This window comes from Caldicellulosiruptoraceae bacterium PP1, assembly GCA_041320695.1.
Taxonomy (GTDB): domain Bacteria; phylum Bacillota; class Thermoanaerobacteria; order Caldicellulosiruptorales; family Caldicellulosiruptoraceae; genus JBGGOQ01.
On record JBGGOQ010000003.1, the window covers coordinates 201,384 to 214,582 of the forward strand.

General features: G+C 30.0%; 16 protein-coding genes and 1 riboswitch. Of the genes, 1 reads left to right on the top strand and 15 read right to left on the bottom strand.

The annotated features are described in order from the left end of the window. Nucleotides 1–146: 146 nt before the first annotated feature. The 4 genes from ACAG39_06880 to thrC form a co-directional block, all read right to left on the bottom strand. On the bottom strand, nt 147–1,157 hold the full coding sequence (locus tag ACAG39_06880; protein ID MEZ0536963.1) for a uroporphyrinogen decarboxylase family protein: 1,011 nt from the start codon (nt 1,155–1,157) through the stop codon (nt 147–149). Between the two features lie 110 nt (nt 1,158–1,267). Further along, nucleotides 1,268–2,512 carry an Nramp family divalent metal transporter gene (locus ACAG39_06885; GenBank protein ID MEZ0536964.1) on the bottom strand — a complete coding sequence of 415 codons (1,245 nt, stop codon included), beginning with the start codon at nt 2,510–2,512 and terminating at the stop codon, nt 1,268–1,270. Nucleotides 2,513–2,524: 12 nt separating this feature from the next. After that, nucleotides 2,525–3,772 carry a magnesium transporter gene (locus ACAG39_06890; GenBank protein ID MEZ0536965.1) on the bottom strand — a complete coding sequence of 416 codons (1,248 nt, stop codon included), beginning with the start codon at nt 3,770–3,772 and terminating at the stop codon, nt 2,525–2,527. Nucleotides 3,773–3,989: 217 nt separating this feature from the next. Continuing rightward, a riboswitch (M-box (ykoK) riboswitch) is annotated at nt 3,990–4,147 on the bottom strand. Nucleotides 4,148–4,246: 99 nt separating this feature from the next. Continuing rightward, a complete protein-coding gene (gene thrC, locus ACAG39_06895; protein MEZ0536966.1) occupies nt 4,247–5,731 on the bottom strand; it encodes a threonine synthase in 1,485 nt (494 codons plus the stop codon). A 148-nt stretch (nt 5,732–5,879) separates the two neighbouring features. On the opposite strand from thrC, the gene ACAG39_06900 reads away from it, so the two are divergent. Then, complete coding sequence (locus ACAG39_06900; GenBank protein MEZ0536967.1) at nt 5,880–6,623, top strand: sugar phosphate isomerase/epimerase family protein; 744 nt, start codon at nt 5,880–5,882, stop codon at nt 6,621–6,623. A gap of 40 nt (nt 6,624–6,663) precedes the next feature. Here ACAG39_06900 and ACAG39_06905 read toward each other — a convergent pair whose 3' ends face one another. The 11 genes from ACAG39_06905 to ACAG39_06955 all read right to left on the bottom strand — a co-directional run bounded on the left by ACAG39_06905 (nt 6,664) and on the right by ACAG39_06955 (nt 13,150). Continuing rightward, entirely contained in the window at nt 6,664–7,302 is a 639-nt protein-coding gene (locus tag ACAG39_06905; GenBank protein ID MEZ0536968.1) for a redox-sensing transcriptional repressor Rex, read from the bottom strand. An 87-nt stretch (nt 7,303–7,389) separates the two neighbouring features. Beyond that, entirely contained in the window at nt 7,390–7,758 is a 369-nt protein-coding gene (locus ACAG39_06910) for a S1 RNA-binding domain-containing protein (protein MEZ0536969.1), read from the bottom strand. A 10-nt stretch (nt 7,759–7,768) separates the two neighbouring features. After that, nucleotides 7,769–8,065 carry a septum formation initiator family protein gene (locus ACAG39_06915; protein MEZ0536970.1) on the bottom strand — a complete coding sequence of 99 codons (297 nt, stop codon included), beginning with the start codon at nt 8,063–8,065 and terminating at the stop codon, nt 7,769–7,771. A 53-nt stretch (nt 8,066–8,118) separates the two neighbouring features. Further along, nucleotides 8,119–8,436 carry a spore cortex biosynthesis protein YabQ gene (gene yabQ, locus ACAG39_06920; GenBank protein MEZ0536971.1) on the bottom strand — a complete coding sequence of 106 codons (318 nt, stop codon included), beginning with the start codon at nt 8,434–8,436 and terminating at the stop codon, nt 8,119–8,121. 12 nt (nt 8,437–8,448) lie between these two features. Beyond that, entirely contained in the window at nt 8,449–8,724 is a 276-nt protein-coding gene (locus tag ACAG39_06925) for a YabP/YqfC family sporulation protein (protein MEZ0536972.1), read from the bottom strand. Nucleotides 8,725–8,788: 64 nt separating this feature from the next. Then, entirely contained in the window at nt 8,789–9,031 is a 243-nt protein-coding gene (locus ACAG39_06930; protein ID MEZ0536973.1) for an RNA-binding S4 domain-containing protein, read from the bottom strand. Nucleotides 9,032–9,096: 65 nt separating this feature from the next. Further along, on the bottom strand, nt 9,097–9,372 hold the full coding sequence (locus ACAG39_06935; GenBank protein ID MEZ0536974.1) for an HU family DNA-binding protein: 276 nt from the start codon (nt 9,370–9,372) through the stop codon (nt 9,097–9,099). 81 nt (nt 9,373–9,453) lie between these two features. After that, nucleotides 9,454–10,224 carry a nucleoside triphosphate pyrophosphohydrolase gene (gene mazG / locus ACAG39_06940; protein MEZ0536975.1) on the bottom strand — a complete coding sequence of 257 codons (771 nt, stop codon included), beginning with the start codon at nt 10,222–10,224 and terminating at the stop codon, nt 9,454–9,456. 61 nt (nt 10,225–10,285) lie between these two features. After that, on the bottom strand, nt 10,286–10,546 hold the full coding sequence (gene spoIIID / locus ACAG39_06945) for a sporulation transcriptional regulator SpoIIID (GenBank protein ID MEZ0536976.1): 261 nt from the start codon (nt 10,544–10,546) through the stop codon (nt 10,286–10,288). 83 nt (nt 10,547–10,629) lie between these two features. Next, nucleotides 10,630–11,424, bottom strand: coding sequence for an HAD-IIA family hydrolase (locus ACAG39_06950; protein ID MEZ0536977.1), 795 nt, complete (start codon nt 11,422–11,424; stop codon nt 10,630–10,632). Nucleotides 11,425–11,482: 58 nt separating this feature from the next. Then, complete coding sequence (locus tag ACAG39_06955) at nt 11,483–13,150, bottom strand: ribulokinase (GenBank protein MEZ0536978.1); 1,668 nt, start codon at nt 13,148–13,150, stop codon at nt 11,483–11,485. Nucleotides 13,151–13,199: the final 49 nt, after the last annotated feature.

Here is a 13,199-nt window from a genome sequence, read left to right on the forward strand (position 1 = left end):
ACATAGAAGTCTTACCATCATACGATTTTACTTAAATTTTGAAATATTTTAGCATGTATTTTTATTCGTGTCAAGTAAAGTTAGTAATACGAAAAAATCATTAATAAAATAGTTTTTAGTGATTAAAATTCATTTAATAGGAAATTTCAGAAAAGATTAATAACATCTATCATAGCAAAATAATTTTCCACTGGAACATAATAAGGTACACTATTTCCTGTCCCAAGTGCATAACCACCTTTATCAAGTGTTTTTTCTATCATATTTATACAACGCTTTGTTATTTCTTCTTTGCTTGATCTACATACAAAATCAACATCAATACCACCTAATATTGATATTTTGGGGAAATATGTATCGTATGCTTGTTCAACAGGCATTATTTTATCTTCGTATGAATGTTTTGCATCAAATTTCATGTCATAAATAATATCATCCATTACCTCTTTTAAATTTCCACATGAATGTAATATTACTGGCAGACCTTTTTGATGAGCAATTTCAATTATCTTTTTATAATATGGAAAGACATACTTACGTAAATGGCTTGGGCTTATCATTGTTTGAGTATTAAATCCCCAATCATCATTAGCAATAATAGCACCAACTCCGTCAAACTCCATACAAATTCTGTAGTATTTGATTAATCTTTCTCCAATGTTTTTAAAAATGCTTTCTGCAAGTTCAGGTTCTTCAAAAAGCATATAGCACAAATTATCGTAACCTACTAATGCAATTGTATTCTCAAGAATACCACTTGGCCCATAAGCTATCATTTTCATGCCTTCTGGTAATTCTTTTCCTAAAGCAATCAATATAGAATAATCAAAATCTTCAGGCTCAGGCCATTCATATTTTTCAAAGCTTTCATAATCAGTAATTACAAAACCTTCATTAAGAGATATTGTGCTTTCTACATGTTGATTATTTTTGGGAAAATGAAAATCTGAGCCATGAATAGTAAAATAGTCATAACCTGCACGCTGATAAGCTATCATCACCTTTTTATAATATGAAATTGTATCAATTGATTTAATTTCAGGTACTAAATAATCATATAGCTTATCATTCAGAAAAAATTCAAAAAGAGTTGGTCTTTCCGGTTTTTGCTTATTAAGAATCTTTAATAAATTGTCAAAATTAGGCTTTCTATTCATTTCCTCCACCCTCATAAATTAATTAATTAATTTAATTATATAATATTTTACATAAAAAAATAAATAAGAGGGTATAAAAATGTTAAATACCCTCTTACTACCAATATTTGTTATAACACAAAAGGCATTACTAATAATATTAAAGTTAAAATAATAATAAATATTACTGTTGCCCATGCTATTATATTGAATGTTTTACTATTGGTGTATTCACCCATAACTTCTTTGCTGTTTGTAAGTTTCAACATGTATATAAGTATTATAGGCACCAATATACCATTAATTTCTTGTGCGATAAGCATAATTTTTATAAGTGGAACATTGGGAAGTAAAATTATACCAGCACCAATAACAATAAAAAATAAGATAATTCCATAAAAAATAGGTGCATCCTTAAATTTCTTGTTAAGTCCATTTTCAAAGCCAAATGCCTCAGTTATTGCATAAGATGTTGATAAAGGAAGTATATGGGCTCCCAAAAGTGAAGCACCAAATAACCCTATTGCAAAAAGATATGCAGCATATTTCCCAGCTAAAGGCTCTAATGCTCTTGCAGCATCACCAGCAGTATCAATCAATATACCATGTTTATGAAGTGTAGCTGCTGTTGTTACAATTATGAAAAAGGCAACAAAATCGGTAACAAATGCCCCTAAAAAAACATCTATTCTTTCATACTTAAGATGTTTTGTATCAAGGCCTTTATCAACAACCGATGACTGTAAGTAAAACTGCATCCAAGGAGTTATTGTTGTCCCGATCATAGCAATAAAAATCAAAACAAAGTCAGATTTTAAACTAAAAGAAGGAACAAATGTATTTTTAAAAACCTCGTTCCAATTTGGTTTTGCCATAAAACCTGAAAATATATAAGTAAGATATACAAGTGATATTATGAGAAAAAACTTTTCTGCTTTTTTATATGAACCCTTTGTTATTACCATCCACACAATAAAAGCAAATAAAGGAACAGATATATATTTAGGTATACCAAAAATTTCAAGGCTTGCTGCAATGCCAGCAAATTCAGCAATTGTAGTAGTAAGATTAGCAATTAACAATGTTACCATAGCAAAGAGTGTCATCTTGACACCAAAGTTTTCCCTAATCAAGTCTGATAAGCCTTTACCTGTAACAACCCCCATTCTTGCTGCCATCTCTTGAATTACTGCAAGTGAAATTGTAATTATAAAAAGCCCCCAAAGCATTCTATATCCAAACATAGCTCCAACAGAAGCATATGTTGCAATCCCTGCAGCATCATTATCGGCATTTGCTGTAACAAGTCCAGGACCAATAATGCCTAATATCAGCATTAACTGTGTTAAAAAATTACTTTTCTTTACTTTTGTCATATTAAACACCTCTTATACAATCTTTTTCCTTGCTTTAAGTAGTTCGTATACAATATCATTAATTATAACTACTCCGACTAATTTTTCATCGTTGTCAATAACTGGAACAGCTAAGAGGCTATATTTTGAGATAATATCAACAAGTGAATTTATATTATCAGTATCCATTACACTAATTACTTCTCTATTCATAATCTCATAAAGTGGTGTCTCAGGCTCTGAAATAACAAGATCCCTTAATGAGACAACACCTGATAGTTTATCATCATTATCTGTTACATATAAGTAATATATAACATCTGGTTCAGGTTTTAATTTTCTTAGCTCATATATTGTCTGTTCTACTGTAAAGTGTGTTTTGAATGATATAAAATCAGTAACCATTATACTTCCAACTGCGTTTTCAGGATATTCCATAAGTTCTTTAATTTCATCAGATGCCTCTTTCTCCATCTCATTAAGAAGCTCTTCTGCCTTTTCTTCTTTCAAATCATCTAAAATGTCTGCAACCTCGTCTGCTGGCATTCTCTCTAATACATCTGCTGCCTTTTCTATTGGTAAACTTTCTAGGACATTTATTTGTGCAGTTACTTCAAGTTCCTCTAAAACATCTGCTGCTTTTTCATCATCTAATGACGCAAAAACCTGAGCCTGTGTCTTTTTATCAAGTTCTTCAATAATGTCTGCTAAATCAGATGGATGTAATGTCGAAAGCTTAACATAAGAGGTAGAAAGCTTTATATCAGTCCTTGGCGATGATATAGGTTCAACATCGTCCCATAAAATTAACTTGCTTTGAATACTTTTCTTAAATGGCTTTAATATATTTTTTATAGGTTTTGCAAGGCCTAACCTTCTTAATAGCCCTTCCATGCCAATATCAACAGCAATTACAAAAACCCCTGTTGAAAGAAGTGCTAATCTTACATCATTGACCCTTACAACCTTACGGCCATTCATATCAACTATTTGCTTATCCATTATGTGCTTTACTAAATAGATAACATCCTGATTTAAGATATCAATCTCTTTAAATTCTGAACATTCCAAAACATACTGACCTTTTTCTTTATATATTTCAAATAAAGAAAAATCAACAATCTTTATGTCCTTACTTTGCTTAATTTTTGCTGCAATTACCTTAGGTCTAATTGTTGAAACATCAACTATTAAATCAAGTAAAGATGCATTAGCACCACTTGGATTTTGTATTTTGTTCCCCAATATCCTACTTAAATAAAAGCTTGTTACTCTTACCATTACGCACCCCTCCTAAAAAATTTTTTATTTAGAGAGGTGCTTGTTAATCTATAGAAATAAGCACCTCTCCAGATGCATTCTTTTATTAAGACATTTACTCACAGGGCCAGAATCCATTAAGATCTCATCTCCTTTATTTTTAATAAGAACCAATAAAATGACAAAAAAATAAATGCCTTCACCAAAACAAAGCGAGGTGAAAGCATTGTACCCATCTTCTCTCACCCCGTTCAAGCTTTGGCACTACATGGCCTAAAAAGCTGCATTAGGTTATGCCTTGTATTCGGCAAAACCTGCTGACCAGCTAAGATTGTCTCCAACCTTTCGCGGCAGCAGCCTATATCCTTGTAGGAACCTCGCCTACCGAGTGTGAAATTATGTTAATTTTCAACTACTATTTTAGCACAAAAATAACATTTTTCAAGCGTAAAATTCATTTTTTTCGTGTTTTTCATTATATTTTATATAATATCTTTATTTTTCTTTTATTTTCTCTAATATATACATCATCATTTCATTCTTTTCAATAATATTTGGATGTAAAATATTTTTTTCTCTTATTGTTTTAATTCCTTGTGGTATTTCTTTTTTTGTTATTTTATTTAACATATCAATTGCATCAAAATGATTTATATCAATATATTTATTGTCTTCTAAGGCATTTAAAACATCATATGCAAATTTATAAGGATTTGCTGTTTGGAGAATTATAGTTTTGGTTAAATCTCCTGTTTTATCGAAATATTTATTGTAAACATTAAACGCAACAGCTGAATGTGTATCGATAAGATAATCATGAATTTTGTAAACCTTCTTTATTTCCTGCTTTGTTTCTGCATCAGTGGAATAATCAGCATAAAAACTATCTTTTATCTTATTTAGCAAATCTTCTTCTATATTATAATATCCATCCCTTTTCAATTTATCCATAAGAATTTTGATTTTTTCTGAGTCCCTATTTGAAACAAGATAAAGTAATCTTTCAAGATTGCTTGCAATTAAAATATCCATTGAGGGAGAAATTGTTTTATAAAATTGGCGTCTTCTATCATAAACGCCTTTATTAATAAAATCAGTCAATACATTGTTCTTATTTGATGCAACAATAAGCTTATTTATAGGTAAGCCCATTTCTTTGGCTAAATACCCAGCCAAAACATTACCAAAGTTGCCTGTTGGTACAACAAAATTAACCTTTTGCCCTAATTCTATTTCATTTGTTTTTACAAGTTTAATATATGAATAAGCATAATATACTATCTGTGGTATTAATCTTCCCCAATTTATTGAATTAGCTGATGTAAAGAAATATCCTTCATCCTTAATTCTTTTACAGTTCTCATCTGATGTGAATATTTCTTTTACGCCATTTTGTGCATCATCAAAATTGCCTTTTATACCAGCAACAAATGTGTTTTTGCCCTCTTGTGTAGTCATCTGCCTTTTTTGAACCTCTGAAACACCTTCTGATGGATAGAATACAATTATCTTTGTGTTTACTACATCTTTAAAACCTTCTAAAGCTGCTTTACCTGTATCACCAGAGGTTGCAACTAAAATTAAGGCTTTTTTTGTTTCCAACTTATCAATTGATTTTATTAGTAAATGAGGTAATATCTGAAGTGCAACATCCTTAAACGCATACGTTGGTCCATGCCAAAGCTCCAAAGCAAATTTATTATTATCTAATTTAACCAACTCAACAACATCTTTATCAAACTTATTATCATTATAGGCATTGTTTATACACTCATTAAGTTCTGTATCAGAAAAGTCATCTAAATAATCCTTCAAAATATAATATGCAAATTCTTTATAATTGTTAAATTGAATAATATTGTTTAAATCAATATTTATAAATTTTTCAGGTATAAATAAACCTCCATCGCTTGCAATACCGTTTTGTATAGCTTGTTTACTTGTAATTCCTTTAATACCTCTTGTGCTTTCATAAAGCATGCTTACTCTCTCCTTAAATCTATTTATAAATATAAATATTATACAATTATTCTTAATCTAAAAAAAGACATTAAAAGATATATAAATGTCTCATTTTATGTTAAAATAGTAATATACAATTTTTCACAGCAAAAAGGAGGAAAAAATAATGAGTAACATTATTAGTTTGCAATTATACACTTTAAGAGACTTAATGTCAAATGATTGGCAATCTACATTAAAGAAGGTAGCTGAAATTGGCTACAAAGGGATTGAACTTGCTGGTTTTCCTACTGATGCACAAACTTTTAAAAGCTTTTTAGATTTGGTAGGCCTTACTGTAACAGGTGCTCATATAGCGATTGACCAAATAGAGAACGAATACAATAATATTATAAACTTTGCTAAAACAGTTGGTTTTGAAAATATAATTATTCCATATTATGCTGAAGAAGAAAGAAGTACAAAAGAAGCTTGTTTGAAATCTGCACAAAGAATTAATGAATTAGGTAAAAAGCTAAAAAATGATGGCTTAAAATTATTGTATCACAATCATGATTTTGAATTTAAGAAAGTTGAAGATACCACATTTTTTGAAGTTCTTTATAATAACACTGATAAAGAATACCTTAATTTTGAATTTGATCTTTTCTGGGTAACTTATTCTGGACAAGATGCACTTGAATTTATTAAAAAATATCAAGATAGGACAAGCATAATTCATGTTAAAGATATGAATGCTGAAACAAGGAAATTTACTGAAGTTGGAACAGGAATTGTAGATTATAAATCAATTGTAGATTACATGAAAGACAAGGTTGAAATATTTGTTGTTGAACAGGATATTTGCTTCACGCTCCCACCAATCGAAAGTATTGCTGTAAGTTATAATAATTTGTCAAAGATGTTTTAAAAATTAAAGGCTACCCAAATGAATTTTGGATAGCCTTTAATTATTTCTCATACTCTTCATTAAGTTTATATGACAGAACCATAAGACTATCAATAAGATGAACATTCTCAACAATTATATTATTTTTTACATCTATCTCTTTTTCAGTAAAATTCCATATCCCTTTTATTCCGCCTTCAATCATAATATCAGCTACTTTTTGTGCTGCCGCACTTGGAACAGTAAGTATACCAATATCTACATTGTTATTTTTAATGAAGTCTTTCATTATATCTATATGAAAAACCTCTACGCTACCAATTTTTTTACCAACCTTTTCTATATCAGAGTCAAAAATACCAATAATCTGAAATCCTTTTGCTGAGAAATTTTTGTAGTTTGCAATAGCATGTCCTAAATTCCCGGCCCCTGCAATAACCATTTTAAAATTTCTATCAAGACCTAAAATCTTGTAAAGATTATCTTTCAAAACCATTGTATTGTATCCATATCCTTGTTGACCAAATCCACCGAAATTGTTAAAATCTTGTCGTATTTGAGATGCCGTATATCCCATGCGTTCACTAAGTTCTGTAGAGGAAATTTTCATAATATCATGAGTAATTAAATCTTCAATGTGTCTTAAATACCTTGGAAGTCTTCTAATAACAGCAGATGATACAATTTTCTTTTTATCCAAATTAATTCCCTCCCATCTTTTGTTGGGCTTGGTTGATATTTTTTTGACAATATAAGCTTTTTTTAAAGACCTGTAATAACAGGCCTCTTATGATCTTCTTTTGCTATCATATCTTTTTTTAAAATCATTTAATTTCTCATCGCTCTCTTTTAAAAACTTCATGAGTTTATCTTCAAAATCAAGTTCTTTATTTTTGTTTTGCTTAAATGGTTCTTTTCTTTCCTTGGCCTTTTTAATTGATAAGCTAATTCTACCACCTTGGTCAGAAACACTCAAAATTTTAACTTTAACAATTTGATCTTCTTTTAAAAATTCTCTAACATCTTCTACATAATCTTCTGAGATCTCCGAAATGTGTACAAGACCAGTATTCCCATCAGGTAGTTCAACAAATGCTCCATATTTTGTAATATTCCTAACTTTACCTTCAACAATGCTTCCTTTTTGAATTGACACTATTATCCTCCTAATCTTTTCTTTTACGTTCTTTATCAATAAAAATAACATCATTCTTTTTTGCAAGATTTAATTTTTCTCTTGCAAGTTTTTGTATGTAATCACCGCTTTTTACATATTCAGCAAGTCTTTTTAATCTTTCGTTTTCTTTTTTTACTTGATTAATCTGTTTTAAAACTTCAACCTGCTGTGTTTTTATTGAATTTAGCAAAATCCTTTGTTTAACAATTGCAGTTGAAAAATAGCCTAAAATTAATAAAATACAAATTATTGTAATAAGTCTTTTAAAAAATCTCAACTTTTTCATATGGCGACCTTCTTTCTTAAGGACCCCAAAATGTATTTTTATTTTAACACAATTTACTTTCTATTAAAAGTATTAAATCTGAAAATTTTAAGTAGAATATTTCTAAAATGATGTGAAAAAAGAGTAAAATAAACATAAAAACCAATAATCAATGCTAATACCATATACCAAGTAATATTAAAATAATCAATTTTATAAAATAAATAAAAAAGTACTATACTGCCACTACTTAAAAAAATAAAAAAGTATAAATCTCTTATAATCATTTTGTGTATCTTCCTAAAGAAGAATATATCGTATAAAATGCCTACTGGAAAGGCACAAAAAAAGGATAATATAAAATTATTAAGCTGTTCTTGCATTTGGGACATATTGTTTTCCCCTTACCTAAAAAATCTTGAAAATAGCCCCTTCTTTTGAAATTGGCCATACTCAAGTGAATAGATATCTCCCTCTATAAAAGCATCACCAGTGTCAGTATTTATTTTGTTGATCTTAAGATTTGAGCCTTTAATTATTAAAATATCTTGGTCAACAATGAGTACAATATTATTTTCATCAAAACTTTCTACATCATCAATCCCATTAACAGTTAATTTATATCTATTTTCAAGGATAAGACTATGAACCTTTTTATTTATATTCTTTTTGTCATCCATAAATATTTCAACTCTTTACATATTCTCATTTAATTTATATTTAATTATTCTATAATTTATGCATTTATTCTATTATTTCATAAAGACCTCCTGCTTGACTTTTTGTTGCAGCTTCATTTATTGATGTTACCCTACATTTAAAAACCTTTTCTGAAAACCTAACTTCTATTATATCTCCTACATTTACCTCAGATGATGGCTTTGCAACTTTTCCATTTATAGACACCCTTCCTGCATCACAAGCTTCTTGGGCAACTGTTCTTCTTTTTATTATCCTTGAAACCTTTAGATACTTATCAATTCTCATAAAATTCACCCCACGTGTAAAAATATTATGGCTGCAGATGCCTCTGCAGCCATAATGCACAAGATTTATTTTGCAACTGCGTCTTTAAGAACTTTTCCAGCCTTGAAAACTGGAACTTTTGTTGCAGGTATTTTAATCTCTTCTTGAGTTTGTGGATTTCTACCAACTCTTTCTGCTCTTTCTCTAACTTCAAATGAACCAAATCCAACTAATTGAACCTTATCATTATTTTGAAGTGCTTCTGTAACTGCGTCAACAAATGCATTTAATGCTTTTTCTGCATCTTTCTTTGTTAAACCACTCTTTTCTGCCATTGCTGATATAAGTTCATTCTTATTCATGTGAATCCTCCTTAAACATTAGTTTTCTAAATATTTCTATTCTATATTTATATCAAAAATCCTTCTTTTTGCAAGGGTTTTTTATATTTTTTTTGCTTTTTCCCATAAAAAGTCCATCTCTTTTAAGGTCAAATCAGTCAAATTGTTACCATTTTTAGTTGTTTCTTCTTCTATATATGAAAATCTGGTAATGAATTTGTTTATTGTTTTTGTCAACGCTTCTTCAGGATTTATATTATAAAACCTGGATACATTTACTACTGCAAACAATAAGTCACCAAGTTCTTCAGAAATTTTTTGGTTATCTTCTATTTTTCGAGCTTCTTCAAATTCATTAAGCTCTTCATATACCTTTTTAATACAATCTTCGACATTGTCCCAATCAAATCCTACACGTGCCGCTTTTTCCTGTACCTTATAGCTTCTTAGTAATGCAGGTAATTCTTTAGGTATACCTTTTAGTGAATCAGTAACTGTCTTTTCTGATTTCTCTTCCATCTTTATCTTATCCCAATTATTAAGGACCTCTTGTGGTGTATTTAGGTCATCTTCTCCAAATACATGTGTGTGCCTTTTTTTCATCTTGTCACACACAGTTGTAATAACATCATATACATCAAATCTATTTTCTTCTGAGGCAATTTCAGAATGAAAAACAATCTGTAATAGCAGGTCACCTAATTCTTCTTTAATTTTATCATCATCATTAAGGTCCAACGCTTCCAAAACTTCATATGTTTCTTCGATAAGGTATCTTTTAAGTGTTTGGTGTGTTTGAACCTTATCCCAAGGACATTCTTTTCTAAGAATCTTCATTATGTTTATTAAATCTTCAAAGTTATTTTTTTGCACTTAAGACCCTTCTCCTTTTAGTTTTTGGTTTTTTATTAATATTATTATAATTTTTAATATTTTAATTTAAAAGACTCTTTTGCATATATTTCTTTCTTGTTGCTTCTCCACCTCTTAAATGTCTTTCTGCTTTATTTTTATCAAGGATTTGTCTTACCTCTGTATATAGCTTTTTGTTCATCTTGTGAAGCCTATAGGTAAGATCATTATGAACAGTGGATTTTGATACACCAAGTTTTTTGGCAACATCTCTTACTGTTGACTTTTCATCAATAATATATAAAGCAGCCTCTAAAACCCTCTTTTCGATATCACCTTTCACAAAAACTTTTCCTCCTAAATAGCATATCCTTAGTAGGATTATATGCTTATAGGAGTAAGAAGTTTCTAAAAAGGAAGTCAAAATTATAAAAAGTTAATAATATCTCCAACATTATTAAAAATATAATCAGGCTTATATTTTGAATTTATCAAATCTTCTTTTTTTGTTTCACCAGAAAGTACAAGTATGCTTATTGAATTATTTATATTTCCTATTGCAATATCGGTATATAGCCTATCGCCAACATAGGCTATTTCATTATGCGAAAATCCTGTATAACTTAAAATAAATTCATGCGTTGTTTTATTTGGTTTTCCAATAAATCTAGGCTCTTTTCCAGTTGATTTTTTTATTAATTCACATATTGAGCCGCAATCTGGAATAAAGCCATCTTCTGTTGGACAATTAACATCCTCATTTGTAGCAATAAAAATGCTTCCATTCCTTATAAATGAACATGCTAATCTTAGTTTTTCATAATTTAGTGTAGTATCAAAGCCAACCATAACTATGTCCGGATTTTTATCGCAGAGCATAAGATTGTTTTCTTCAAATTCATTTATAAGTGAAGGTGTTCCTACTAAATATATAGAATTGTTTTGATAATTCTTTTTAATAAAATCTATTGTTACATCAGAAGATGATATAATATCATTTTCAGTAACAGATATTCCAAAATTTCTAAGCTTATTAAGATAGTCTTTCTTATTCTTTGAAGAATTATTAGTAAAAAATAGATATTTTATTCCTTTCATTTTCAAAAACTCTAAAAAATCTTTAGCTCCATCAATCAACCTATTACCAAGATAAATTGTTCCATCCATATCAAGAATAAAACATTTAATACTATTTAATCTTTCGATATTTTGGTTTGTCATAAGCTTTTCTCCTTTTTTTATACATATTATAGCAAAAAACCCGCAAAAGTTGCGGGTTTTATCTTGATAACCTCTTAATTTCTTTAAGTCTTTTCATTACATCATTTGAACCTCTTCCGAAATAGTCATGCAATATTTTATATTCGTTATAAAGCTTTTTATAAATCTCAACATTTTCTGGATTGGGTTTATATGAATTATCTTTTAACCTTGCCATATTTTTTGAAGCCTCAAAAATGCTATCATATCCGCCATTTTCTTTTCCTGCTGCAACCGCACCAAACATTGCAGAACCAAGTGCTGGAGTTTGACTTGATGCTGATATTTTAATCTCAAGGTTTGTAACATCAGCATAAATTTGCATCAAAAGTTCATCCTTCTCTGCAATACCACCACATGCATAAAGCTCATTAACATCTATACCATGTTGTTTGTAGTTATCAATAATCATCTTTGTTCCATAGGCAGTTGCTTCAATCAAAGCTCTATACATTTCTTCTGGCTTTGTTGTGAGAGTCATACCGAGCATAAGTCCTGTTAAATCAGCGTCTACAAGAATTGACCTGTTGCCATTCCACCAATCTAAAGCAACTAAACCGCTTGAGCCTGGTTTTAAAGCTTTAGCCTTTTCCTTTAAAAGCTTATATATATTAATCCCTTTCTGCTTTGCCTCATCATAGTAGCTCTGTGGAACACAGTTTTCTACTAACCATTCAAAATGGTCCCCAACACATGATTGTCCTGCTTCATATCCATAAAATCCTGGTAATATACCATCTTCAACATATCCACATATGCCAGGAACAAGTTTTTCTTCATTCCAAAGGAGCATATGGCACGTTGATGTTCCGATAATCATTAGCATCTTACCAATATCAGTTATACCTACTGCTGGAACAGAAACGTGAGCATCAACATTTGCTATTGCAACAGCAGTATCTGGATTAAGACCTAGCTTTTCAGCCATTTTGGGGTCTAAATTACCAGCTTTTTGACCAATATAATATATATCTCTTGAAAGTTTCTCATCAATAACATTTTTTAGCTTTGGATTTAATGCTGCAAAGAATTCATCTGAAGGGTATCCATCTTTTTTGCTCCAAATTGCTTTATATCCTGCTGTACAGTTATTCCTTTTTTCAATACCTGTCAGCATCATAACAACCCAGTCAGCAGCCTCAATGAATCTGTCTGCTTCATCATACACCTCAGGGGCTTCTTCGAGAATCTGCATAATCTTTGGAAATAACCATTCAGAAGAAATCTTCCCACCATATCTTTCTAAGAATCCTTCATTTCTTTCGCTAGCTATTTGATTTAATCTATTTGCATATTTTTGAGCTGCATGATGTTTCCATAGTTTAACATAAGCATTAGGATTTGATTTAAACCTATCCAAATAACAAAGAGGAGTTCCGTCTTTCTTTATTGGAAGCATTGTACAAGCTGTAAAATCAATTCCGATACCTATAACATCATCTTTTGAAACACCTGATTCTTTTAAAACATTAGGAATAGTTTCTAATAATACCTCTATGTAGTCATATGGATGCTGTAAAGCCCAATCTGAACCAAGTTTTGTCCCATCAGGAAGATACTCATCCATAACCCCATGAGTATATTCCTTAACACTTGTTGCAATTTCCTCACCTGTTTTAACATCAACCAAAACAGCTCTTCCAGACTGTGTTCCATAATCAATACCAATACTATACTTCTTTCCCATAATATCACCTCATAAAAAAGTTGTGCATACAAGTTTAATTATATTATAG

Excerpts from the sequence above, each read along its gene's own strand:
- ACAG39_06950 (MEZ0536977.1), bottom strand. The coding sequence starts at position 11,424 with ATGACAAACCAAAATATCGAAAGATTAAATAGTATTAAATGTTTTATT.
- ACAG39_06885 (MEZ0536964.1), bottom strand. The coding sequence starts at position 2,512 with ATGACAAAAGTAAAGAAAAGTAATTTTTTAACACAGTTAATGCTGATA.
- thrC (MEZ0536966.1), bottom strand. The coding sequence starts at position 5,731 with ATGCTTTATGAAAGCACAAGAGGTATTAAAGGAATTACAAGTAAACAA.
- yabQ (MEZ0536971.1), bottom strand. The coding sequence starts at position 8,436 with ATGTCCCAAATGCAAGAACAGCTTAATAATTTTATATTATCCTTTTTT.
- ACAG39_06955 (MEZ0536978.1), bottom strand. The coding sequence starts at position 13,150 with ATGGGAAAGAAGTATAGTATTGGTATTGATTATGGAACACAGTCTGGA.
- ACAG39_06880 (MEZ0536963.1), bottom strand. The coding sequence starts at position 1,157 with ATGAATAGAAAGCCTAATTTTGACAATTTATTAAAGATTCTTAATAAG.
- ACAG39_06915 (MEZ0536970.1), bottom strand. The coding sequence starts at position 8,065 with ATGAAAAAGTTGAGATTTTTTAAAAGACTTATTACAATAATTTGTATT.
- ACAG39_06935 (MEZ0536974.1), bottom strand. The coding sequence starts at position 9,372 with ATGAATAAGAATGAACTTATATCAGCAATGGCAGAAAAGAGTGGTTTA.
- ACAG39_06925 (MEZ0536972.1), bottom strand. The coding sequence starts at position 8,724 with ATGGATGACAAAAAGAATATAAATAAAAAGGTTCATAGTCTTATCCTT.
- ACAG39_06890 (MEZ0536965.1), bottom strand. The coding sequence starts at position 3,772 with ATGGTAAGAGTAACAAGCTTTTATTTAAGTAGGATATTGGGGAACAAA.
- ACAG39_06900 (MEZ0536967.1), top strand. The coding sequence starts at position 5,880 with ATGAGTAACATTATTAGTTTGCAATTATACACTTTAAGAGACTTAATG.
- ACAG39_06930 (MEZ0536973.1), bottom strand. The coding sequence starts at position 9,031 with ATGAGAATTGATAAGTATCTAAAGGTTTCAAGGATAATAAAAAGAAGA.